Origin of the sequence: Janthinobacterium sp. P210005, from assembly GCF_036231865.1 — a bacterium.
In the GTDB taxonomy this organism is placed as follows: Bacteria; Pseudomonadota; Gammaproteobacteria; order Burkholderiales; family Burkholderiaceae_D; genus Janthinobacterium; species Janthinobacterium kumbetense.
In genome coordinates this window covers 220,993-244,720 of the sequence record NZ_JAZARC010000005.1, presented here as the reverse complement: position 1 = coordinate 244,720, position 23,728 = coordinate 220,993, and the positions used below count along the sequence as shown (strand labels likewise).

Sequence of the window (23,728 nt, the reverse complement as noted above, 5' to 3'; positions counted from 1 at the left end):
CACTTGCAAAATAATCAAACAGCCTTTATATTCGCGGTTCTTTCTCGAACCTCTTCTTTATTGGAGCCAAAAGTGCCTCGCTTCTTCGCCATCACCTGCTAACGCTGACGAAATGCTCTCTGCAGCATCGTTCGGCGCGTTGACGCCCCCGATTGCTGCGGCACTGTTTTTGCTCCCTCCGCACACGTATCCAGGACCACCGTCCTGATCGTCCACGCCCGAACACGTCGTCAGCACCCCTGACCCTGTATGGACACGCCCCGGTGAACGCGGCGTGGGACGCTATGTTTTTACAATCTTTGCCCTTATTCAAATACCCGCGCACGCCGCACCTGGAAGGCTCGCGCCTGCAGGATGGCGATGACGGTTCCGACCAGATGCCCCTGAAAAAGCTGGCCGGCCAGTATGTCGTCATCGAGGAAAAAATCGATGGCGCGAACTCCGCCGTGTCGTTCAGCGACGCGGGCGAGGTGCTGCTGCAGTCGCGCGGCCACTACCTGGCGGGCGGCGGCAGCGAACGCCAGTTCAACCTGCTCAAACCGTGGGCGCATGCGCATGAACACGCCTTGCTGCACTTGCTGGAAGATCAATTTGTGCTGTTTGGCGAATGGTCTTACAGCAAGCATTCCGTGTTTTACGACCGGCTGCCCCATTATTTCAACGAGTTCGACGTGTATTGCCGCCGCACGCAGATGTTTTTGTCGACGGCGCGCCGCCACGCCATGCTGGCCGGCTCGCCCGTGCTGTCCGTGCCCGTGCTGTATGCGGGATTGATGCCGACTTCGCCGAAACAGCTGTGGCAGCTGCTGCGCCATTCGCTGGCCAAGTCCCGCCTGTGGCGCGACGCTTTCGAAGGCGTGGTGGCGCGCGAACGCCTGCCGCTGGACCTGTGCTGGAAGCAGACGGACAAGTCCGACCACGCGGAAGGGCTGTACCTGAAAGTGGAAGACGACGAGCAGGTGCTGGCCCGCTACAAGCTGGTGCGGCATGACTTTACGCAAACCATCCTCGACAGCGGCTCGCACCACAGCACGCGTCCATTGATTCCGAATCTGCTGGCCGAGGGCGTGGACCTGTACGCGCCGCAGCCGCTCGTCACGTGGGAGAGCCTGGGCTTGCACACTTGCCAGTCGCTGGACGAACTGGCAATATTTTCAAGGAGTACTAGATGAACTGGAAACAGTTACAACAACTGGTGCCGTCGGCGGGCCAGTCGCCCGATTTCAACGCCTGCCTGGCCGCCTTCCCGCAGCTGGAACTGGCGAAGACGACGCCGCAAAACCCCGTGTACCACGCGGAAGGCGATGTGTGGACGCATACGATGATGGTGGTGGAATCCCTGCTGGCCATGCCCGATTACCAGCAAGCCACGCGGGCACAGCAGGAAATCGTGTTCCTGGCCGCCTTGCTGCACGACGTGGCCAAGTGCAGCACCACCGTGATCGACCCCGTCACGGGCGCCATCGGCCAGCCCGGCCACTCGCGCAAGGGCGCCCTCGATGCGCGCATCGCCCTGTGGGACGTGGACGTGCCGTTTGCCGTGCGCGAGGAAATCTGCCGCCTGATTAATGTACATCAAGTGCCGTTTTTCGCGCTGGAAACCTCGCGGCGCGGCGTGACGCCCGAGTTCACCGTGCGCGAACTGTCGTGGCAAGTCGATATCCATTTGCTGGCCATGCTGGCCGAGGCCGATATCCGCGGCAGGATCTGTCCCGATCCGCAGCGCATTTTAGATGCCATCGAGCTGTTCCGCGAACTGGCGCGCGAGGAAGGCTGCTATGGCCAGCGCCGGGTGTTTGTCGACGATCACACGCGCGTCAAATACTTTCGTGGCGCCGAGGCGCACCCCGATTACTCCCTGTTCCAGGAGCCGGGCTCGCGCGTGATCGTCATGTCGGGCTTGCCCGCGTCGGGCAAGAATACGTGGGTGGAGAAGCACCATCCGCGCCTGCCCGTCGTCTCCTTCGACGATGCGCGCATCGCCCTGGGATTGAAGCACGGCAAGAACGAAGGGCAGGTGGGCGACTATGCGGAAGAGCGGGCGCGCGAGCTGCTGCGCAAGGGCGAACCGTTCGTGTGGAACGCCACGCATCTGTCCAAACTGATGCGCGAAAAGACGCTCAACCTGCTGTACAAATACCATGCGCAGGTGGAACTCGTGTACCTGGAGCAGCCGCGCAAGGAATTACTGCGGCGCAACGGCCAGCGCGACACGTCGCTCAGCAACAAGAAGTTGCAGTCGATGCTGTGGAACTGGGAAATCCCGCTGCCGATGGAAGCGCATGCCGTGCGTTACGAAGTTACTTGAGTGATTGGCGTTTGCATCCACCGAGCAACTGCGCGATCTCGCTGAACAGCTCATTGTTCAGCGAGGCGGGCAGGGTGGTGGCCAGGCTGCGGCTGTAGTAGGCGCCCAATTCCAGCCCCAGTCCCAATCCGCAGATTTCCACGGCGCCCTGCGCTTCGCGGCGCGCCACCACTTGCTTTAAATGTTGCGCCAGATAAAACTCGTCGTTGGCCAGGTTGGTGGCTGTATCCATCGGGCAACCGTCGGATACGACGAGCAAGATGCGCCGCCGTTCCGGGCGCGCCAGCATGCGCGTGCACGCCCAATCCACGGCTTCGCCATCGACGCCTTCGCGGTACAGGTCCGCTTTCAGCAGGGCCGCGATGTCGGGCCGCGCGCGGCGCCAGCTCGTGTCGCCATCCTTGAAAACCATGTGCACCAGTTCGTTCAAGCGGCCCGGCTGGGCGGGCGAGCGGGCGCGCATCCAGTCGCGCTTGACACGTCCCCCGTTCCACGCGCCCGTCGTAAAACCCAGCAACTCCGTGGCGATGCCCGCCTGGTCCAGCGCGCGCAGCAGAATGTCGAGCAGCACGGCCACGGATTCCGCATGCGTCTTCATGGAGCCGGAGCAATCGACGAGGAAGGTGACGAGGCAATCGGCTTGCGGCAGGAATTGTTCCTTGCGGAACAGCCGGCGTTCGGACGGGGAACTGATCAGCTGAGCCAGGCGGCGCCCGTCGATATAACCCTCTTCCTCGCCGAACGACCAGCCGTCGCGTTGCGGCACGGCCAGCAGTTGCGTGAAACGCCGCGCCAGGCGGGCCGTGTTGATGCCCAGGCTGGCGATGCGCGCATCCATGCGTTCGCGGTACTCGAGCAGCAGGGCGCGGCGCACCAGTTCGCCCGCTTTTTCTTCGCGGTCATATGCCGTGGAGTACGCCTTGTAGGCGCCTTGGCCATCGCTGAAGGTGCGGCTGTCGCCCAGCGGCGCGGCATCGGGCACGTGGTCGTTGTCGCTGTCGAAATCGAGCAGCAGCTTGAAGGCCGCCTGCGCCCTGGCGTCGCCCGCCTCGTCCTGGTCGCCTTCGCGCTTCGCCTGTGCCTCTTGCAGCATGGCGTCGACGGCGTGGGCGATGGCCTGAGCGTGGCGCGCAAAGGCCGCCTGGTCCGTTCGGTGGCGGCGCAAGCCCGCCAGGTCGCCGCTCAGTTGCGAAGACACGGACCAGCGCGTGGCCTCGATGAAATCTTCCGTCTTTTCCAGCACGGGCCTGGCCGTCAGGCGCGACCAGCACATCTGGAACACCGTGTACAACAGCAAGCCCGACGCGCCTTCGGCCAGGCCGGAATCGTAGAACGCATGCGACCAGGCCGTGAAACGGTGGCGCAGGTTGTGCGCCACGCCCGCATGTTGATCTGGCGCAAGCGTTTCCACCCTGAGCTGTTCCAGCAATTCGAAGACGAGGCGCGCCACGGGTTCCACCGGACACAAGGACTTGTGCAAGGCGGCATCCGTGTGCAGCAGGCGCAGGGCCACGCTGTCGGCCGCGCCGCGCAGCGAGGGCAAATCCTGCAGCGCGGCATTGGGCTGCAGATGGGCGGAGTGGATGGGCAGCGGGCGGTGGCCGTCGTGCAGGCGCCGGCCCCGGTAGCGGATGGAGGCAACGCCGCTCAGCGCGCGGATGGCGCCCGCGCACAACTCGTCCGTTTCCTGCTGCTCGCGCGTGTAGGCGGCAGGCGCGGTCGCTTCCGTACTCATGCCTGGCTCGCCAGCAATTCCTCATTGAAACAGCGCTGGTAATACTCGGCCACCATGGGGCGCTCGGCCTCGTCGCATTTGTTGAGGAAGGACAGGCGGAAGGCCAGCGCCGGGTCGCGGAAGATCTGGCAATTTTCCGCCCAGGTAATCACCGTGCGCGGCGACATCAGGCACGCCAGGTCGCCCGCCGCATAACCGTGGCGCGTCAGGCTGGCCACGGCCACCATGGCGGCTGCCAGCCGGCGGCCCGCCTCGTCGTTCATGGAAGGGACCCTGGCCAGCACAATTGCCGCTTCTTCCGCCTGCGGCAAATAGTTCAGGGTGGCAACGATGTTCCAGCGGTCGATCTGCGCGTGATTCAGCACTTGCGTGCCGTGGTACATGCCGTTCAAGTTGCCGAGGCCCACCGTATTCGACGTGGCGAACAGGCGGAAGTGGGGATGCGGCGTGATGACCCGGTTCTGATCGAGCAGGGTGAACTTGCCGTCGCGCTCGAGGATGCGCTGGATGACGAACATCACGTCGGGACGGCCCGCGTCGTACTCGTCGAAGATCAGGGCCACGGGGCGCTGCAGCGACCAGGGCACGATGCCTTCCTGGAATTCCGTCACTTGCTGCTGTTCGCGCAGCACGATGGCGTCCTTGCCGACCAGGTCCAGGCGGCTGATGTGGCCGTCGAGGTTGACGCGCACGCAAGGCCAGTTCAGGCGCGCCGCCACTTGTTCGATATGCGTGGACTTGCCTGTGCCGTGCAAGCCTTGCACCATCACGCGGCGGTTGTGGGTGAAGCCGGCCAGGATCGCCAGGGTGACATCCTTGTTGAAGCGGTAGGCGGGGTCGATGTCGGGCACGTGCGGGTCGCGTTCCGTGAAGACGGGCACGAGCAGGTCGCTGTCGATATGGAACAGGCTGCGCACGGACTGCAAGGTTTGCGCCGCTGCGGCGGGGGGATGTTGGCGTGAATCTGGCACCTTGTTCTCCTGTGAAACCGCAGCGGGGGCGCTACGGGGTTAAGAATTACCTGCCTGCAATGCGTCGTCGTCCCCGCCCGTCGTCGGCATGGTTTCCGATTCGATGGCGGCCAGGGCTTGCGCCGCGCGTTGCAATGCTGGCAAGAAATGTAAAGCCTTGTCGTGCGTCAAACGGATGATGGGCGCCTGGATGGCCACGGCCAAGTTCGAGCGGCCGTTCGGGTTCGGCACCAGCACGGCCACGCACAGCAGGCCGGGCAGGAATTCCTCGTCGTCCAGCGCATAGCCGTTGCGGCGCACCAGTTCCAGTTCGCGTTCCAGCTTGACGGGGTCCGTTTCCGTCTTGTCCGTAAAGCGCGTCAATTCCATGTGGCCCAGCAGGCGGCGCCGTTGCACGGGCGTCATTTGCGCCAGGAACAGCTTGCCGCTGGACGAGCAGTGGGCCGGCACCCGCGAACCGGGATGCAGGTAGAAGCGCAGCGGGGCCGCCGTTTCCACCCGGTCCAGGTACACGACTTCGCTGCCGCTGAAGGCCGTCAGGTTGCAGCTTTCGCCCACCTCCTCGACCAGCTGGCGCAAGACCATGCGGCGGGCGCCATGGAAAGTGTTGTTAATCAGTAGGTTCGATGCGAGGCGGCGCAGGCGCACGCCCGTGCTGTAGTGGCGGCCATCGCTTTCGCGCTGCAGCACGCCCACGCTTTCCAGCTGTTGCAGCATGCGGTGCAGGGTGGGCTTCGGCAAGCCCGTTTCTTCCACCAGCGCTTGCAGCGACAGCAACTGGTCTTTTTCGGCAATCACTTCCAGCAAGGCAAACAAACGCATCGTGGGCGTGTCGCCTTCCAGTTTTTCCGGCTCAAGTTTTGGGGATGAAATCATGTCCATGGTGGCCTCGGTTGGGTAGCTCTGAGTGTGACGTCAGCTTATTTCATTTTCGAACTCAAATTGTACCGTTTCCTTGAAAATCTGTTTGACTTTTGATTGCCGAACGCTTAAATTGAATTGTATATCAAATTTCGGAACAAAATATACCGATTTTTGATAAATTAATTGATAATTCGCTGCACTTCATCACCACAGACCAGGAGACACCCATGAATGACATGACCGAGCAAAAAGCCGCCGCCGCAGCGGCCATCCCCACCGGCCCGCAAAAGATGACGCCTTCCGAAGCGTTCGTGGAAACCCTGGCCGCCAATGGCGTGACCGACATGTTCGGCATCATGGGCTCGGCCTTCATGGACCCGATGGATATCTTCGCGCCCGCCGGCATCCGCCTGATCCCCGTCGTGCACGAGCAGGGCGCCGGCCACATGGCCGACGGCTATGCGCGCGTTTCGGGCCGCCATGGCGTGGTCATCGGCCAGAACGGCCCCGGCATCAGCAATTGCGTGACCGCCATCGCCGCCGCCTACTGGGCGCACACGCCCGTCGTGATCATCACGCCGGAGACGGGCACCATGAGCATGGGCCTGGGCGGCTTCCAGGAAGCGAACCAGTTGCCGATGTTCGAGGAATTTACGAAATATCAAGGCCACGTCACCAATCCCGCCCGCATGGCGGAATTCACGGGCCGCTGCTTTGACCGCGCCATGTCGGAAATGGGCCCGACGCAATTGAATATCCCACGCGACTATTTCTATGGCGAAATCAAGGCGGAAATCCCGAAACCGAACCGCCTGGACCGTGGCGCCGGCGGCGAGCAAAGCCTGAACGATGCGGCCGCATTGCTGGCGAAGGCCAAGTTCCCCGTGATCATCTCGGGCGGCGGCGTCGTCATGGGCGAAGCCATCGAAGAGTGCAAGGCCCTGGCCGAGCGCCTGGGCGCGCCCGTCGTCAACAGTTACCTGCACAACGATTCCTTCCCCGCCAGCCATCCGCTGTGGTGCGGCCCGCTCGGCTACCAGGGTTCCAAGGCGGCCATGAAACTGATCGCCCAGGCCGACGTTGTCGTGGCCCTCGGTTCGCGCCTGGGACCGTTCGGCACCTTGCCGCAGCACGGCATGGATTACTGGCCGAAAAACGCCAAGATCATCCAGATCGACGCGGACAACAAGATGCTGGGGCTGGTCAAGAAAATCTCGGTGGGCATCTGCGGCGACGCCAAGGCGGCCGCCAAGGCGATTATTGCCCGCCTGGATGGCAAGACGCTCGATTGCGACGCCACGCGCGACGCACGCTATGCCACCGTGCAAGCGGAAAAGGCCGCGTGGGAAGAGGAATTGACGAACTGGACCCATGAAAAGGATGCGTACAGCCTGGACATGATCGAGGAACAGAAGAAGGAGCCGGGCAATTATCTGCACCCGCGCCAGGTCTTGCGCGAGCTGGAAAAAGCCATGCCGGAAGACGTGATGGTGTCGACCGACATCGGCAACATCAACTCGGTGGCCAATAGTTACTTGCGCTTCGAAAAGCCGCGCAGCTTCTTTGCGGCGATGAGCTTTGGCAATTGCGGCTATGCCTTCCCGACCATCATCGGCGCGAAAGTGGCTGCACCGCACCGCCCGGCCGTGTCGTATGCGGGCGACGGCGCCTGGGGCATGAGCTTGATGGAAACGATGACGTGCGTGCGCCACAACATTCCCGTGACGGCCGTGGTGTTCCACAACCGCCAATGGGGCGCGGAAAAGAAAAACCAGGTGGATTTCTACAACCGCCGCTTCGTCGCCGGGGAACTCGACAACCAGAGCTTTGCGGAAATTGCGCGGGCCATGGGCGCCGAAGGCATCACGGTCGACAAGCTGGAAGACGTGGGCCCGGCCCTGAAAAAGGCCATCGACATGCAGATGAATGAGGGCAAGACGACCATCATCGAAATCATGTGCACACGCGAGCTGGGCGACCCGTTCCGCCGCGATGCGCTGAGCAAGCCGATCCGCCACCTGGACAAGTACAAGGACTATGTTTAATTAAGTGAGCCAGCCTGTGGGAATGGGCTGTGACCAAATTCTCACAGATTGTCACGAAAACATCATAATTTCATTAAAGAATACAAGGCGTCCCGTTTTTTGAATTATTTGATTTGACAAGGCCATGCTTAAGGCTTAAATTCAATAAAAGACAAAAAACGGAACGTAGCGTATCAAAAACGATTTACGGAGACAACCATGAACCACCCTGTACCGCACACTGACGCCGTCACCACGGACTTCCTGCAAGCGTTCGGCGATGCCTGGAACCGCCACGATATCGAGGCCCTGATGGCCGCCATGGCCGACGATTGCGAATTCCACGCCGTCGCCGGTCCGGAACTTCTGGGCAAGAGCTTCATCGGCCGCGACGCCGTGCGCGCCGGCTTCGAGCTGGCCTGGCAAACCTTCCCTGATGCCGCCTGGCTCAACCCCGTGCATTTCGTCAGCGGCGAACGCGGCGTGACGGAGTCGACCTTTGCCGGCACCAAGGCGGACGGCACGCGCATCGAAGCGCGCATGGTCGATATCTTCACCTTCCGCGACGGCAAGATCGCAGTCAAGAATGCTTTCCGCAAGGATCGCCCACCCGTCGTCACAGTCTGAGCCAGCACGTTCACCAGGAATGACCATGAACAAACCTGTCGACACCCCGCCTGGCGTAATGGGCAACAGCACCGCCGCCCGCACGCCCTACGATCCCGCCTTCGATCCGCTGGTGGCCCAGCGCCCCGGCCACGGCAATGCCTACGCGCCCACTTACTGGATCGGCACGGCCGGCGAGCCGCCCGCCGACGACGGCCCCATCACGCATGACATCGACGTCGACGTGGCCATCATCGGCTCGGGTTTTACGGGCCTGTCCTGCGCCATCTTTTTGGCCCAGGAACATGGCATCAAGGCCACCGTGCTGGAAGCGAACCGGGTCAGCTGGGGCTGCAGCACGCGCAATGGCGGCCAGGCCCAGTGCACGACGGGCCGCCTGAAGCGCTCGCAGTGGATAGACCGTTATGGGCTGGACACGGCCCTGAAACTGCACGCGGAAGTGTGCGACGCGATGGAAACGTTCAAGAAGATCACGGCCGACATCGATTGCGACCCGCAGCCGGGCGGCCACCTGTACATCGCCCACAAGGCGAAAGCCATGCCCGCGCTGGAAAAAGAAGCCAAGGTGATGCGCGAGATCTTCAAGTACGACGCCCGCATCCTCGACGCCGACACCGTCAAGCGCGAGTACGTCGACGACAAGGAAGCGGCCGGCGCGCTGCACGAGCCGGAAGGCATCGGCATCCATGCGGGCAAGCTGGCCTTCGGCTACCTGCGCAAGGCGCGCGCGCTGGGCGCCAAGGTGCATCCGTCCAGCCCCGTAATGGGCTGGGAAACGCGCAATGGCGTGCATTATCTGCAAACGCCGGGCGGCGTGGTGCGTGCCCGTTCCGTGGCCGTGGCCACGGGCGGCTACACCTCGCCCCACCTGCATCCGCAAGTGAAGAACCGTCTGCTGCCGATTCTGTCGAACTCGCTCGTCACGCGCCCGTTGACCCCGGCGGAAATCGAGGCGTGCAACTTCCGCACCCATCAGGTGATCACGGATACGCGCATCTTGCGCCACTACTACCGCTTGATGCCGGACAACCGCGTGCAGATCGGCAGCCGCAGCGCCATCACGGGCGCCGACGCGCCGGACGACAAATACAAACAGTTTTTGATCAACGATCTGCACCGCAAGTTCCCCGCGCTGACGGGTATCGGCATCGATTACTCGTGGTGGGGCTGGGTCGACGTCAGCCACGACATGATGCCGCGCATCGTGCAGCCGGACCCGAAGCAATCGATCTTCTATTCGCTCGGTTACGGCGGCAACGGCGTCATGTACTCGGCGCAGGCTGGCCGGCGCATGGCCGAGCGCATCGCCGGCAAGGCCAGCGACACGGGCTTGCCGATCTTCAATTCGAAATTGCCGTATCCGAACATGATGGAACTGGTCGAATCGCAAGCGTTCGCCCCGTTCCGCCGCCTGGGCCAGCGCTTCCTGTACCGCTGGTATCACTTGAAGGATGAAGTGTTTTAAATAGTAATGGCAGTAGCCGTACTAAGCCGCCGTATGAGTTGACATAGAGCAACCAACGGCGCCTCCCGCAAGGGATGAGATTGCCCGCACGTTCACACATAACAATAACTTGGAGTGAGACATGAACACATACACGAGCAAAAACACGGTATTTTCAGCGATGCGCCGCGCCGTCCTCGGCACACTGGTGCTGGGTGTCGTGGCCGCCTCCAGCGGCACGGCCTTCGCGCAAGGCAAGGAAGTGACGATTGCCTACCAGGAAATCAACGGTCCCTTCCTGGTGGCCATCGCCAGCGGCGAAGTGGAAAAAACCACCGGCTATAAAATCAACTGGCGTAAATTCGATTCGGGCGCCAAGGTGGCCACCGGCATGGCGTCCGGCGACGTGCAGATCGGCGTCATCGGTTCCAGCCCATTGACGGCGGCCGTCAGCCGCGGCGTCGACTTGCAGCTGTTCTGGATCATCGACGACATCAACGAAGCCGAAGCGATGGTGGCGCGCAACGGCGCCGGCATCAGCAAGCCCACGGATTTGCGCGGCAAGAAGATTGCCGTGCCATTTGTTTCCACCACGCACTTCCACACCATGTTCGCGCTGGAAACGTGGGGCATCAAGCCCACGGAAGTGAAATTGCTGAACATGCAGCCGAACCAGATCGCCGCCGCCTGGGAGCGGGGCGACATCGACGCGGCCTTCGTGTGGGACCCGGCCTTGAGCAAACTCAAGCAAAACGGCAAGGTGCTCGTCACCTCCGGCGAACTGAGCAAGAAGGGCAAGGCCACGTTTGACGGCATGGCCGTCGAGCGCGCCTGGGGCGAAGCGAACGCGGACTTCATGGCCAAGTTCGTCAAGGTGATGGCCGCTGCCGACGCCGACTACCGCGCCAATCCGAAGGCGTGGACCATCGATTCCCCGCAAGTAAAGGCCAACGTCAAGCATTCGGGCGCGGCCGCCAAGGACGTGGCCGCTTCCGTGGCCCTGTACGCCTACCCATCGCTGCAGGAACAGGCGTCGCCCACCTGGCTCGGTGGCGGCGCGAAGGGCGGCGTGGCGCAAGCCTTGCTGGCCACGGCGCAATTTTTGAAGGGCGAAGGCAAGATCGACACCCTGGCAAGCGATTACGCCAAATATGTGACACCCAAGTATGCACAGGCCGCCGGCCTGCTGAAGTAAACGTTGTGCGATGGCGCGCTTGCGGGCGCGCTGACTGAACAGAATGCGTTGAACTGAAGTGACTACACCTATGCGGGGCACACGATGGAAAATCTCTACGTCAAGGATGTCAGCGTGATTTATCCGGGCAAGACGGCCGGTGAACGCGTACATGCCTTAAATAATATCAATCTCACCATCAATAGCGGCGACTTCGTCGTCGCGCTAGGCGCCTCGGGCTGCGGCAAGACCACTTTGCTGAGCCTGATGGCGGGCTTTATCGCTCCGTCCAAGGGAGAGATCATGTTGGGCAGCAACAAGGTGGAAGGGCCGGGCGCCGACCGTGGCGTCGTATTCCAGAAACATGCCTTGCTGCCGTGGCTGAACGTGATGGAAAACGTGGAATTCGGCTTGAAGCTGCAAGGCGTGCCGAAAGCCGTGCGGCGCGAACAGGCGGCAAAAAACCTGGCGCTCGTCGGCTTGAAGGACTTTCACGACAATATGATTTATCAATTGTCGGGCGGCATGCAGCAAAGGGTGGGCATCGCCCGCGCCCTGACCAGCAATCCCGCCATGCTGCTGATGGATGAACCGATGGCGGCGCTCGATGCGCTCACGCGCGAAACCATCCAGGAGTTGCTGCTCGATATCTGGGCCAAATCCAGCACCATGTTCTTCTTCATTACCCACAGCGTCGACGAGGCGCTGTTCCTGGCGAACCGGCTGATCGTCATGTCGCCCCGTCCGGGCCGCATCACGCACACGTATGAACTCGATTTCAACAAGCGCTTCCTCGAGTGCCGCGATGCGCGTGCCGTGAAATCGAGCCCTGACTTCATCAAGATGCGCGAAACGGTGCTCAACATCATTTATGGCGACGAGCGCGCCGTCAATAAAGAGCTGGAGGTGTCCCATGCATAGCCCATCCGTCGTGGGATTTCCTCCCACCACCGCCAAGCGCGCCGGTTTTTTTGGCCGCCTGTTCGCCCCCCGCTGCGCCATGCCCGGCGAAGCGTTCGGCGCGCCGGGGCAGGGCAATTCCAGCCGCATCGCCACCGTCACCGTCATCGCCGTGCTCTTGCTGTGGTTTGGCGTGACGGCCAGCGGCATGGTGAAACCCTTGTTTTTACCTTCGCCGCAAGCCGTGTATGAAAAATTCATCATGGCGGCCACCACCGGTTTCGGCGGCGCCACCCTGTGGGAACACACGGTCGCCAGCCTGGTGCGCGTGTTCGGCGCCTTTGGCCTGGCTTGCCTGTTTGCCATTCCCGTCGGCGTGATGATGGGCGTCAACCGCGTGGCGCGCGGCATTTTCGATCCCTTGATCGAGTTCTACCGTCCATTGCCGCCGCTTGCTTACTTGCCACTGGTCATCATCTGGTTCGGCATCGGCGAATTCTCGAAGGTCTACCTGATCTTCCTGGCCATCTTCGCGCCGATGGCGATCGCGGCCCGCGCCGGCGTCAGCTCTGTTTCACTGGAGCAAATCCATGCGGCTTACTCGATGGGCGCTACCCGTTTCCAGGTGATCGTGCACGTGATTTTGCGCGCGGCGATACCGGAAATCCTCACCGGCATGCGCATCGGCATCGGCGTGGGCTGGACCACCCTGGTGGCGGGCGAAATGGTGGCGGCCACGCGCGGCCTCGGCTACATGGTGCTCAGCGCTTCCGAGTTCCTGGCCAGCGACGTGGTGATCATGGGCATTATCGTGATCGGCTTCTTCGCTTTCCTGTTTGATTTGATGATGCGTTACCTCGAACGTACCCTCGTGCCATGGAAGGGCAAGGTGTAAGACGTTCCCGGGAGTGGCGCGCACGCCACAAGTGTTGCCGCCGCTCCCTTTTTTTAATCCGCAATAAGCCGTACTTACCCTCCAGCGCGCTTGCCCCTCGGGCGCCGCGCCGGGCCGCTGCATTTCCAGATTGACTTATGGAATGCGGCCAACCAGACTGATTCACACGATGTATCGATGCTGCTTGACGGTGTTGCCTAAATAAAACAAAGCCGCGCGGCAAGAACAAGCCGCAGCAGGCAGGGCGCACCGAGCTTCAGAGATTTTCAGGAGACAAAACATGATTAGCGAATCGCATAACAGTACCGGCTTGCAGCACTCGCTCAAGCAACGCCACATGAGCATGATCGCCATCGGCGGCGTGATCGGCGCCGGCCTCTTTGTCGGCAGCGGCGTCATCGCCAAGGCTGCCGGCCCGGCCGCCATCCTTTCCTTCCTGCTCACGGGCGGCCTCGTCGTCCTGATCATGCGCATGCTGGGCGAGCTGGCCTCGTCCCTGCCCGTGGTCGGCTCCTTTTACGAATATGCGCGCCTGGCTTTCGACGACAAGCCGAAAGTGTCGAAATTCCTCGGCTTCATGAGCGGCTGGATGTACTGGTATTTCTGGGTCGTCGTCGTGGCCCTGGAAGCCATTGCCGGTGCGAAATTGGTCAACTTCTGGCTGCCCGACGTGCCGTCGTGGTCGATCAGCCTGGTGCTGCTCGTGTCGATGACCATCCTGAACCTGTTCTCCGTGAAGGCGTTTGGCGAATTCGAGTTCTGGTTCGCCTCGATCAAGGTGGTCGCCATCATCGTCTTCCTGTTCGTCGGCGCCTTGTTCATCACGGGAAGCTTGCCTAACAGCATCCCGACCCTGGGCTTTTTAACCAGCAACGGCGGCTTCATGCCGCATGGCTGGGGCCCCGTGCTCAGCGGCGCCGTCGCCGCCACGGCCTTTTATTCGGGCGCCGAAATCGTCACCATCGCCGCCGCCGAAACGTCGGACCCGGCCAAGGCCATCGCCCGCGCCACCAATTCCGTCATCACGCGCGTGCTGATGTTCTATGTGGGTTCCATGTTTGTCGTCGTTTGCATCGTGCCCTGGGATTCGCCGGCCATCGCCACGCCTTTCGTCAGCGCCCTGACCGTCATGAACATCCCGTACGCGGCCCACATCATGAACGCCATCATCCTGACGGCCGTGCTGTCGGCCTTGAATTCCAGCCTGTACGCTTCGTCGCGCATGATCTTTGCGCTGACGCGCCGCGGCGATGCGCCCACGGGCCTCGTGAAACTGAGCAAGAACGGCGTGCCGATCCGCGCCATCCTGTTCAGCACCTTGTTCGCCTACTTTGCCATTGCCGTCTCGTATGTGTCGGCCGACCTCGTGTTCCCCTTCATCGTCAACTCTTACGGCATCCTGATCCTGTTTGTGTACCTGCTCATTGCGATATCTCAATTGCGTTTGCGTCGCCGCCTGGAACGCGAATGCCCGGAACGCATCAAGGTGCGCATGTGGCTGTTTCCTTACCTGACGTATTTCACCATCATCGCCATGTTGGTGATCCTGGGCGCCATGAGCGTGTCGTCCGATACGGAGCAGCGCGTGTCGTTCTGGTTCGGCCTGCTGAGCGTGGTCATCCTGAGCGTCATGTACTACATCAAGAAGCTGGTCAACGACGACCGCAACGGCGGTGAGGCGGCCGACACCAAAGTGGAGCTCAAACATGTCTGACACGACCTTGTTGCCCGCAGGCCGGCGCCGCTTCCTGCGCACGACGGCCGCCCTGGGCGCCGCCGCAGTGGCGGGGCCTGGGTCAGCCTTGGCCGCTTCCGTCACCTTGCCGTTTGAAAACGGCGAGCGCGAGCTGGTGGCCTTCCCGCAAAAGCGCCCGCTGATCCTGCTGACCAGCCGTCCGCCGCAGCTGGAAACGCCGTTCGGCGTGTTCAATGAAGGCGCGATCACGCCCAACGATGCGTTTTTCGTGCGTTATCACTGGAGCGGCTTGCCCACCAGCATAGACGGCGACAGCTACCGGCTGCGCATCGCCGGCCTCGTCAAGACGCCCTTGGAACTGTCGCTGGCGGAACTGAAGCAGCTGGCCGAGCCCGTCGACGTGGTGGCCGTGACGCAATGTTCGGGCAACAGCCGCGGCTTTTTTGCCCCCCGTGCGAATGGCGGGCAGCTGGGCAATGGCGCCATGGGCAATGCCCGCTGGACGGGTATCCCCCTGAAAACCGTGCTGGAAAAGGCCGGCATCGCGGCCAATGCCGTGCAAGTGGCCTTCAATGGCCTGGAAACGCCGCCCGTGGGCGACGGTCCCGACTTTCAGAAAGCCTTGTCCGTCGAGCACATCATGGCCGGCGACGTCATGCTGGCCTGGGCCATGAATGGCGAGGACATTCCTTTCCTGAACGGTTACCCGCTGCGCCTGATCGTGCCTGGCTATTACGGCACCTACTGGGTCAAGCACCTGAGCGAAATCACCGTGCTCGACAAGCCCTTCGACGGCTTCTGGATGAGCACGGGCTACCGCATTCCCGACAATGGTTCCGGCTTCATCGAACCGGGCGCGCCCGTGGGCAAGACGACGCCGATCAGCCGCCTCAACGTGCGCTCCTTCATTACCAGCGTGCAAGATGGCGCGCAAGTGAAGGCGGGACGCGACCTGGCCCTGCGCGGCATCGCGTTTGATGGCGGCCACGGCATCAGCGAGGTGACCGTCTCGGTGGATGGCGGCCAGAGCTGGCAGGAGGCCAGGCTGGGCAAGGACCTGGGGCGCTTTTCGTTCCGCGAGTGGACGATGCTCATGAAGGCGCCGCGCAAGGGCAAGCATGTGCTGATGGTGCGCGCCGTCAACCGCATCGGCCAGAGCCAGCCCATGAAAGCCCTGTGGAATCCCATGGGTTATATGCGCAACGTGGTGGAAACCACGCGCATCCAGGCAGTCTGAGGAGAACCATATGAAGATATTACTTGCCGCGCTGGCACTGTCGGCGGCGGGCGGCGCGTGCGCGCTGGACATCCACTTGCCGCCGGAAACGGCGACCTACAAACCCAGCGAATTGCCCGGCTACCAGCTGGTGCTGCGCAACTGCATGACGTGCCATGCGGCCCAGTACGCATCGACCCAGCCGCCCGCCTCGCCGCGCGCCTACTGGGAAGCGACCGTCAAGAAGATGAAAAAGCCGTTCGGCGCCCAGTTTGACGACGCGGACGTGCCGGCCATGGTCGATTACCTGGTGAAAACCTATGGCGCAGAGCGGGGCGCCGCCGTGCCTGCCGCCGCCGTCGCCAAGCCCGTGGCAGCCGCCGTCCCGGCTACCGGCGGCAAGGATGTCAAAAGCTTGCTGGCGGCGAACGGCTGCATGGCGTGTCACGCCCTCGACCAGAAAGTGGTCGGCCCCGGCTTTGCGGAAGTGGCGGCCAGGTACAAGGGCAAGGATGGCATCGCCGCCGTGGCGGCCAACATCCGCAGTGGCGGCGCCGGCAAATGGGGCCCCGTGCCCATGCCGCCATTCAGCCAGCTCAGCGAAGCCGATGCGGCGACCCTGGCGAAATACGTGCTGAACAGATAAGTTCGTCTCAGACGCGCGGCGACCCTTAATACCACTTGCCGCCACCCGTCCTGCGCGGTATTGCCCGCTGCCATCATGCAGCGGGCTTTTTTTTACGTCCCCTATTCGCCGCTACCTCGCTTGCCAACGCGGCGGTTGCATGCACTGGTATTGTAAAAAACACCGTTATATAAAACCACTTGACTACCAATTTAGGGCGTCGCATTCTCTGTGCAGAAAGCCGACGCTTCGCTGTGCTTTCTTTACGTACAACATAAAAGCTACTTCGATAGTTTTCGTATAACGTTCAGGAGACATTGTGAAGACACGGCAAATTAGCCGGCTGGCCTCGCCTTTGATGGCTGGCCTGCTGGGCAGCGCGCTGCTCGCTTGCGGCGGCAATTCCACCACCGAACCCCCATCGACCCTGCTGGCCGCCACGGCCGCCAGCGACAATTGCGCGGCCTGGAGCGCCGCTGCCGTCTACACGGCGGGCCAGTGCGCTGTCTACGACGGCAAGGTGTACCGGGCCAAATGGTGGGTGCAGGGCACGGCGCCGAACAACGACCAGTGGGGACCGTGGAGCCTCGATAGCACCACGCCGACGCCGACTCCCACCCCGACGCCGACGCCCACCCCGACACCCACCCCGACGCCCACTCCAACACCCACGCCTACGCCCGGCATTCCCACCAAGGCCCAGGCCGAGGCCAACGAGGCGGCGCTGACGAATAACGATTTCTTTCGCAAGGTCAAGGCCTCGATCCGCACCCTGGGCAATGCGGCCGTCGAAGCAGTGCAGCCGGGCCTGACCAGCAATCCCCTCAACGTCAAGCGCGTCGAGCGCCTGCTGCCGGCGGCGAAGTGGGATTACTATTTTGCCGCGCGCGACGCCAGCTATACGTATCAGCGCTTCCTGCAAGCGGTGGCCAAGTTCCCCGCCGTGTGCGACGACTACAGCGACGGGCGCAATGCGGACGCCATCTGCCGCCACAGCCTGGCGACCATGTTCGCCCACTTCGGGCAGGAAACGGGCGACCACAACGCCAGCAGCCCGCTGCCGCAATGGCGCCAGGGCTTGAAGTATTTGCGCGAACTGGGCTGCGACGAGACGGGCGCCGGCTGCGGCTACAACATCGAGTGCGCCGACCCTGTCTTCAACAAGGTGTGGACCTGCGGCAAGAACGCCGACGGCAGCTTCAAGAAGTATTTCGGCCGTGGCGCCAAGCAGCTGTCGTACAACTACAACTATGGGCCGTTTTCGCAAGCCATGCATGACGGCGATCAATCCGTGCTGCTGAAAAATCCGGACCTGGTGGCCTCGACGTGGCTGAACCTGGCGTCGGCCACCTTCTTCTTCGTTTATCCGCAACCGCCGAAACCGTCGATGCTGCACGTGCTCGATGGCACGTGGGTGCCGAACGCGGCCGATACGACGGCTGGCGCGGGCAATAACTTTGCCACCACCATCATGATCATCAACGCCGAATGCGGGCAGGGCACGGAAAAGCAGGCCGCGCAAAACCGCATCGATTACTACAAGCAATTTGCCGCCGACATGGGCTGGGATTATTCCGGCGAACAATTGTCTTGCGCCAACATGCAGCGCTTCACCCCGGCCAGTTCCGCCTCCTACAACATCTATTGGGAGAAAAACTGGAGCGCGGGTGGCGAGAACCAATGCCAGCTGGTCAGTTACCAAACCCCGTACAGCGCCTTGCTGGCCGGAAACTACGTGAAATGCGTGGAAGCCAACTGGAATGTGAAGTTGCAGTAGCAGTCAATGCAGGAATAGCCGGCCAGGGATAACAGTTGACAAGAGCCCCTTCAGGGGCCTGCAACAGCTCACAACGTACAACCTGTACAACCATAACGGAGACCAATACAACATGAAATCGAATGCATTATTGATGGCCCTGCTCAGCGGCGTGCTCGTCGCTTGCGGCGGCGGCCAGGAAGGCACGACCGCCACGCCCAACACCTTGCTGGCCGCCGCGGAAGCGTGCGCCGTCTGGGATGCCGCCACCGTCTACACGGGCGGCCAGTGCGTGCTGTACCAGGGCGTCACCTACAAGGCCAAGTGGTGGACGCAGGGCAATGTCCCCAGCGCCACCGACCAGTGGGGCCCATGGGCCGTGACGGATACCCCAACACCGACCCCGACACCGACGCCAACGCCAACGCCAACGCCGACCCCAACGCCAACGCCGACCCCAACGCCGACCCCAACGCCAACGCCAACGCCAACGCCAACGCCGACGCCGACGCCGACGCCAACGCCAACGCCGACCCCAACGCCCACGGCTTGCCGTCCGGACGGCTTGATTTCGGCCGTGCCGAATGTGCCGTATTGCAAGGTGTACGACGCGAATGGCCGCGAAGTGCTGGGCAATGGCTTGAACCGGCGCATCGTCGGCTATTTCGCCAGCTGGCGCACGGGCGCCGATGGCAGCCCGACTTACCTGGTGAACAATTTGCCGTGGGACAAGATCACCCACTTGAACTATGCGTTTGCCTCCGTCGATCCGGCCACGTCAAAAATCGCCATCGGCAGCGGCGCGGCCAATCCCGATACGGGCCTCACGTGGCCAAACGTGCCTGCCGCCGCCATGGACCCGTCGCTGCCGTACAAGGGCCACTTCAACTTGCTGTCGCAATACAAGAAGAAGTATCCGGGCGTGAAACTGATGATTTCCGTGGGCGGCTGGGCCGGCAGCGGCGGCTTTTACACGGCCACGACGAACGCGGACGGCAGCATCAACACGGCCGGCATCAACACCCTGGCCGACTCCATGGTGGCCTTCGTGCGCCAGTACAACTTCTTCGATGGCGTCGATGTCGATTACGAACATCCGACCACCAACAATGAAGCGGGCAATCCGAACGACTTCGCCGTCTCGAAGCCGCGCCTGGCGGGCCTGATGACGAGCTACAACGTGCTGCTGAAGGTGCTGCGCCAGAAGCTCGACGAAGCGGCCGTGCAGGACAATAAATATTACCTGCTGACCATCGCCGGCTCCGCCTCGGGCTGGGTCTTGCGGGGGGAGGAAAACATGTCGGGATTGAAATATCTCGATTACGCCAGCCTGATGTCGTATGACTTGCACGGCGCGTGGAACCAGTATGTGGGACCGAACGCGGCGCTGTTTGACGACGGCAACGACGGTGAGTTGCGCGCCGGTAACGCCTACCAGTTCCAGAATATCGGCTATCTGAACACGGACTGGGCCTACCGCTATTACCGTGGCGCCATGCAGGCGGGGCGCATCAATATCGGCGTGCCGTTCTACACGCGGGGCTGGAAGGATGTGACGGGTGGCACGAATGGCTTGTGGGGCACGACGCCGTTGATCAGTTCCACGGTCACGTGCGCCGGCACCAAGACGTGCGGCACGGGGGCCACCGGCATCGACAACGTGTGGTACGACCTGGATTCGCAGGGCAAACCGACGCCAGGCGGCGGCAACCCCATCTGGCATGCGCTGAACTTGCAGAACGGTATCGTGCCGAGCTACCTCGATGCGTATAAAGTCACGGACAAGGCGCTGGTGGGCACCTATGTGCCGTATTACAGCAGCACCATGGTGGCGCCGTGGCTGTGGAATGCGACCAAGAAAGTGTTCATTTCCACGGAAACCACGCAGTCGATCGCGGCCAAGGCCCAGTACATCGTCAACAACAATATCGGCGGCGTAATGATCTGGGAAATGGCGGGCGACTATGCCTGGGATGCCACGCGCAATGGCGGCAAGGGCGAGTATTTCATGGGTACCACCCTGACGGACGTGCTGTACCAGGCCTTCCGCACGGCTGGCGCGTATGGCAACAAGCGCGCCGAAATCGCCATGCCGGGCACGGCGGCCAATGTCAGCATCACCCTGGGCGGCTGGAAGCTGGGCGACAACAACTTCCCCATCAATCCGGTGATGACGGTGAAGAACAACACGGCTTCGACCTTGCCGGGCGGCACCGTGGTGGAGTTCGACTATCCCGTCTCGGCGCCGTCGGACATGAGCGACCAGTCCGGCTTCGGCTTGACGGTGATCAATGCCGGCTACACGGGGCCAAACAATATCGGCGGCTTCACGAAGAACTACAACCGGGCCCGCTTTGCGATTCCCGCCTGGCAATCGTTGGCGCCGGGCGGCTCCGTGGCGCTGACCTTGAATTACCGCTTGCCGATCTCTGGACCGGCCAACTACACGGTCACCGTGGGCGGCACCAAGTATGCGCTGACGCAAGAGTATCCGGAATTGCCGGTGGCGCTGCCGTAAGTTGAATCCGGTAATGTAAACAGAGAAGGGCGGAACCGCGGTTCCGCCCTTTTTAGTTTCTGGCGTTAGCTAAGCTGGCTTAAAACCACGTTTCCACCTGGAAGCCGTAGGACGTGCCGCTGGTATTGTTGTTGTAGATCGGACCGCCGTTGTTCGACGCGTTGACCGAGGCGGTGGCCGCATCGTTCCATTTGCCGTAGGTCACGAAAGCGCGCAGCTCTGGACGCGACCACAGGCCAGGACCGGCCGAGATCGTCGGCGCGATGGTCAGCTTGGTCAGGCGCTTGGCCGGCAGGCCGCCCGCTTGCGTCACGCGGTCCGTGCCCAGTTCGCCCACCAGCTTGAAGTTGTCGGTGAATGCGTACACAGGGCGCACGCCAACCGAGGTCCAGGTCGAGGAACCGTTGGCGTTCGACTCGTCTTTTTGCCACAGGGCGACGAATTCCATGCCGAAGTTGGCCATCGGCTGGATCGCCATGTCATTGAAGATACGCGTGCGTTTCACGTCCGAACCGAAATTGGTGTCGCCCGATGCGCCGAACTGCGCGCCCTTGCCCGTGCCGGGACCGACGCCGTACTGCACGCCGAAGGTATTGCCGCCGCCAAACACTTTACCTTGGCGGTGGAATGCCGACAGCTGCCAGCCGTTATTGCGCTTGCCAGTGGCGACGTCATCCTTGCCTTCGCCGATGATGTAGGTCGCGGCCAGGTCCAGCGTGCCGTTTTCATTGACGGGAATCTCGCCGTAGATGAAGTTCTGGCGCACGGCCGATTTGGTGTTGACGCCGCCGTTCGGCAACGCGACCTTGACGTCGTTGTCCTTGAAGAAGGCATACGAGAATTTACCAGGACCGGCAGGAATGCGGTCCAGGCCGGCGCCCGTGCCGTTCATATTGATGTATTGCAAGTCCAGCATGTGGATGTCAGGACGGTAGTAGAAGCGTTTACCGATCCAGGCCGTGCCGCCGTTCAGGAAATCGAGTCCCTGCGCTTCGACGTAGGCCTTGACGATGCCCAGCTTGTTGTCGCCGAAATCCGAGTTTGGCGCATAAGCGTTGACCCAGATGGTGGCCAGGTAGTTCACGCCGCCGGACTTGGCGACGGACTTGGTGTAGCCGAATTCCGTGTAGGCGTCGCACTCATTGCCCAGACGGTATTTCATGGTATTGCCACCCAGGCCGAAGCAGCCTTGCGAACCGCCGTCGCCCGACGTATTGCTGCCGGCGCCGGCGCGCAGGTAGCCGTGGAAGCCTTCGGAATCGGATGGGTACATGGGGTCGGCCATGGCGGAAGCGCTGGCGATGGCGAGGAGCAGGGCAGGCAAGGTTTTCAAGGCAGTGCGGTTCATGCGGTCTCCAGAAAAATGTAGGTGGTAGCGGTGGCGCCCCGGAAGGCTGTCACCGCACACGGTCTAATGCCGAAAACCAAGTCTAGCAGCGCTTTTTTAACCACCCTGATACAAAACGAACAAGTGACGATACTTTCTTTCAAAGTGTTGTTTTTATCCAATGTCGATACTCTTGCGCATAGTGGGCTTGCAAAGGAGTATCGAATTGCGGTTTTGGAGTATCAGAAAGTATCAAAGTCTGGTGCTACATTGTGGTCGTGGTGCTAAGTACCTGAGCATTGCCAACGACAAAAAACACTGGAGACACACAATGAAACGTTCCGCCATTGCCGCGCTGTGCGCCGGCTTCCTCAGTTCGTCCGCCTTCGCCGCAACCGACCTCGTCATCGCCACCGTCAACAATGGCCACATGATCGAAATGCAAAAGCTCAGCAAGTTCTTCGAGCAAGCCAATCCCGACATCAAGCTCAAATGGGTGACCCTGGAAGAGGGCGTCTTGCGCCAGCGCATGACCACCGATATCGCCACCAAGGGCGGCCAGTTCGACGTGATGACCATCGGCCTGTATGAAACGCCCATCTGGGGCAAGAAAAACTGGTTGATCCCCATCAAACCGGACGCCAAATACGATATCGACGACTTGCTGCCCGCCATACGCGAAGGCCTCTCCGGCGACGGCAAGCTGTACGCGTCGCCGTTCTATGGCGAAAGCTCGATGATCATGTACCGCAGCGACCTGGTGAAAAAAGCGGGCGTGACGATCGAGGACCGTCCTTCCTGGAACCAGTTGCGCGACGTGGCGGCCAAGCTGCACGATCCGGCCAACGGCGTGTACGGCATCTGCCTGCGCGGCAAGCCGGGTTGGGGCGACAACATGGCGCTGATCACCACCATGGCCAATTCCTATGGCGGCCAGTTGTTCGATATGCAATGGAAGCCGCAATTTACCAGCAAGCCGTGGAAAGACGCGGTGAACATGTATGTCGACCTGATGAAGAAATACGGCCCGCCGGGCGCGGCAGCCAACAGCTTCAATGAAAACCTGGCGCTGTTTAACCAGGGCAAATGCGGCATCTGGATCGACGCGACCATCGCCGCCTCCTTCATCACCGACCCCAAGCAAAGCAAGGTGGCCGACAAGGTGGCGTTCGCCCAGTCGCCCGTGGGCGTGACGGAGCGGGGCGCCAACTGGCTGTGGATCTGGTCGCTGGCCATCCCGTCCAGCTCGAAGCACCCGAACGAGGCGCAGCGCTTCATCAACTGGGCCACCTCGCCCGACTACGTGAAACTGGTTGCCAAGGAAACGAGCTGGGCCAACGTGCCGACGGGCACGCGCAAGTCGACGTATGCGAGCCCCGAATTCCAGAAAGTGGCGAAATTTGCCGCCGCCGAAGGCAAGGCCCTGGCCACCACGCGCGCCGTGCAAAGCACCTTGCCGCCATCGCCATATGTGGGCGTGCAATTCGCGTCGATCCCCGAATTCCAGGTGATCGGCGTGGCGGCCGGCCAGCAGATGGCGGCGGCGTTGCTGGGCAAGGTGACGGTGGACCAGGCGCTGGAATTGTCGCAGCAGACGGCTGAACGCGAGATGCGCAAAGGAGGGTACTACAAGTAAGCCTGCTGCATA

Annotated in this window: 18 protein-coding genes; 14 read left to right on the top strand and 4 right to left on the bottom strand. The window is 61.9% G+C overall.

Annotated elements, in window-relative coordinates; translation table 11 throughout:
- The first annotated feature begins 284 nt into the window (after nucleotides 1-284).
- Together VPH40_RS20325 and VPH40_RS20320 are read left to right on the top strand one after the other, a co-directional pair.
- On the top strand, nucleotides 285-1,172 hold the full coding sequence (locus VPH40_RS20325; RefSeq protein ID WP_305061349.1) for an RNA ligase family protein: 888 nt from the start codon (nucleotides 285-287) through the stop codon (nucleotides 1,170-1,172).
- Nucleotides 1,169-2,308, top strand: a complete 1,140-nt coding sequence (locus tag VPH40_RS20320; protein ID WP_328574345.1) for an AAA family ATPase — start codon at nucleotides 1,169-1,171, stop codon at nucleotides 2,306-2,308. Before VPH40_RS20325 ends, VPH40_RS20320 begins: the two co-directional genes overlap by 4 nt.
- On the opposite strand, the gene VPH40_RS20315 is transcribed toward VPH40_RS20320, so the two are convergent.
- From VPH40_RS20315 to VPH40_RS20305, 3 genes are read right to left on the bottom strand one after another with little or no spacing between them, the layout of a single operon-like run.
- Entirely contained in the window at nucleotides 2,301-4,043 is a 1,743-nt protein-coding gene (locus VPH40_RS20315; protein WP_328574344.1) for a cobaltochelatase CobT-related protein, read from the bottom strand. The genes VPH40_RS20320 and VPH40_RS20315 overlap by 8 nt on opposite strands.
- Nucleotides 4,040-5,014 (bottom strand): AAA family ATPase, encoded by a 975-nt coding sequence (locus tag VPH40_RS20310; RefSeq protein ID WP_328574343.1) that lies wholly within the window; start codon nucleotides 5,012-5,014, stop codon nucleotides 4,040-4,042. Before VPH40_RS20310 ends, VPH40_RS20315 begins: the two co-directional genes overlap by 4 nt.
- Before the next feature lie 39 nt (nucleotides 5,015-5,053).
- Complete coding sequence (locus tag VPH40_RS20305; RefSeq protein ID WP_369811606.1) at nucleotides 5,054-5,890, bottom strand: IclR family transcriptional regulator; 837 nt, start codon at nucleotides 5,888-5,890, stop codon at nucleotides 5,054-5,056.
- 224 nt (nucleotides 5,891-6,114) lie between these two features.
- Between VPH40_RS20305 and xsc the strand changes: the two genes are divergently transcribed.
- From xsc to VPH40_RS20250, 11 genes are all read left to right on the top strand, one after another.
- Nucleotides 6,115-7,923 carry a sulfoacetaldehyde acetyltransferase gene (gene xsc / locus VPH40_RS20300; protein WP_328574490.1) on the top strand — a complete coding sequence of 603 codons (1,809 nt, stop codon included), beginning with the start codon at nucleotides 6,115-6,117 and terminating at the stop codon, nucleotides 7,921-7,923.
- 198 nt (nucleotides 7,924-8,121) lie between these two features.
- Complete coding sequence (locus VPH40_RS20295) at nucleotides 8,122-8,529, top strand: nuclear transport factor 2 family protein (protein WP_034788413.1); 408 nt, start codon at nucleotides 8,122-8,124, stop codon at nucleotides 8,527-8,529.
- Nucleotides 8,530-8,554: 25 nt separating this feature from the next.
- Nucleotides 8,555-9,994, top strand: a complete 1,440-nt coding sequence (locus VPH40_RS20290; RefSeq protein ID WP_251352006.1) for an NAD(P)/FAD-dependent oxidoreductase — start codon at nucleotides 8,555-8,557, stop codon at nucleotides 9,992-9,994.
- A 121-nt stretch (nucleotides 9,995-10,115) separates the two neighbouring features.
- A complete protein-coding gene (gene tauA, locus VPH40_RS20285) occupies nucleotides 10,116-11,168 on the top strand; it encodes a taurine ABC transporter substrate-binding protein (RefSeq protein WP_442906669.1) in 1,053 nt (350 codons plus the stop codon).
- A gap of 84 nt (nucleotides 11,169-11,252) precedes the next feature.
- Nucleotides 11,253-12,068 (top strand): taurine ABC transporter ATP-binding protein, encoded by an 816-nt coding sequence (locus VPH40_RS20280; protein WP_071324509.1) that lies wholly within the window; start codon nucleotides 11,253-11,255, stop codon nucleotides 12,066-12,068.
- Nucleotides 12,069-12,147: 79 nt separating this feature from the next.
- Nucleotides 12,148-12,942 (top strand): ABC transporter permease subunit, encoded by a 795-nt coding sequence (locus VPH40_RS20275; RefSeq protein ID WP_058049276.1) that lies wholly within the window; start codon nucleotides 12,148-12,150, stop codon nucleotides 12,940-12,942.
- 280 nt (nucleotides 12,943-13,222) lie between these two features.
- A complete protein-coding gene (locus tag VPH40_RS20270) occupies nucleotides 13,223-14,656 on the top strand; it encodes an amino acid permease (RefSeq protein ID WP_099664790.1) in 1,434 nt (477 codons plus the stop codon).
- Nucleotides 14,649-15,875, top strand: coding sequence for a SorA family sulfite dehydrogenase catalytic subunit (gene sorA, locus VPH40_RS20265; RefSeq protein WP_328574342.1), 1,227 nt, complete (start codon nucleotides 14,649-14,651; stop codon nucleotides 15,873-15,875). The genes VPH40_RS20270 and sorA overlap by 8 nt, the downstream gene beginning before the upstream one ends.
- 10 nt (nucleotides 15,876-15,885) lie before the next feature.
- On the top strand, nucleotides 15,886-16,500 hold the full coding sequence (gene sorB / locus VPH40_RS20260) for a SorB family sulfite dehydrogenase c-type cytochrome subunit (RefSeq protein ID WP_328574341.1): 615 nt from the start codon (nucleotides 15,886-15,888) through the stop codon (nucleotides 16,498-16,500).
- Between the two features lie 298 nt (nucleotides 16,501-16,798).
- Complete coding sequence (locus VPH40_RS20255) at nucleotides 16,799-18,256, top strand: glycoside hydrolase family 19 protein (RefSeq protein ID WP_328574340.1); 1,458 nt, start codon at nucleotides 16,799-16,801, stop codon at nucleotides 18,254-18,256.
- A 112-nt stretch (nucleotides 18,257-18,368) separates the two neighbouring features.
- On the top strand, nucleotides 18,369-20,753 hold the full coding sequence (locus VPH40_RS20250; protein ID WP_328574339.1) for a chitinase C-terminal domain-containing protein: 2,385 nt from the start codon (nucleotides 18,369-18,371) through the stop codon (nucleotides 20,751-20,753).
- Nucleotides 20,754-20,832: 79 nt separating this feature from the next.
- Here VPH40_RS20250 and VPH40_RS20245 read toward each other — a convergent pair whose 3' ends face one another.
- Nucleotides 20,833-22,101, bottom strand: a complete 1,269-nt coding sequence (locus VPH40_RS20245) for a maltoporin (RefSeq protein WP_289906556.1) — start codon at nucleotides 22,099-22,101, stop codon at nucleotides 20,833-20,835.
- 310 nt (nucleotides 22,102-22,411) lie between these two features.
- Between VPH40_RS20245 and VPH40_RS20240 the strand changes: the two genes are divergently transcribed.
- Nucleotides 22,412-23,716 carry an ABC transporter substrate-binding protein gene (locus VPH40_RS20240; RefSeq protein WP_099664784.1) on the top strand — a complete coding sequence of 435 codons (1,305 nt, stop codon included), beginning with the start codon at nucleotides 22,412-22,414 and terminating at the stop codon, nucleotides 23,714-23,716.
- The last annotated feature ends 12 nt before the right edge of the window (nucleotides 23,717-23,728 follow it).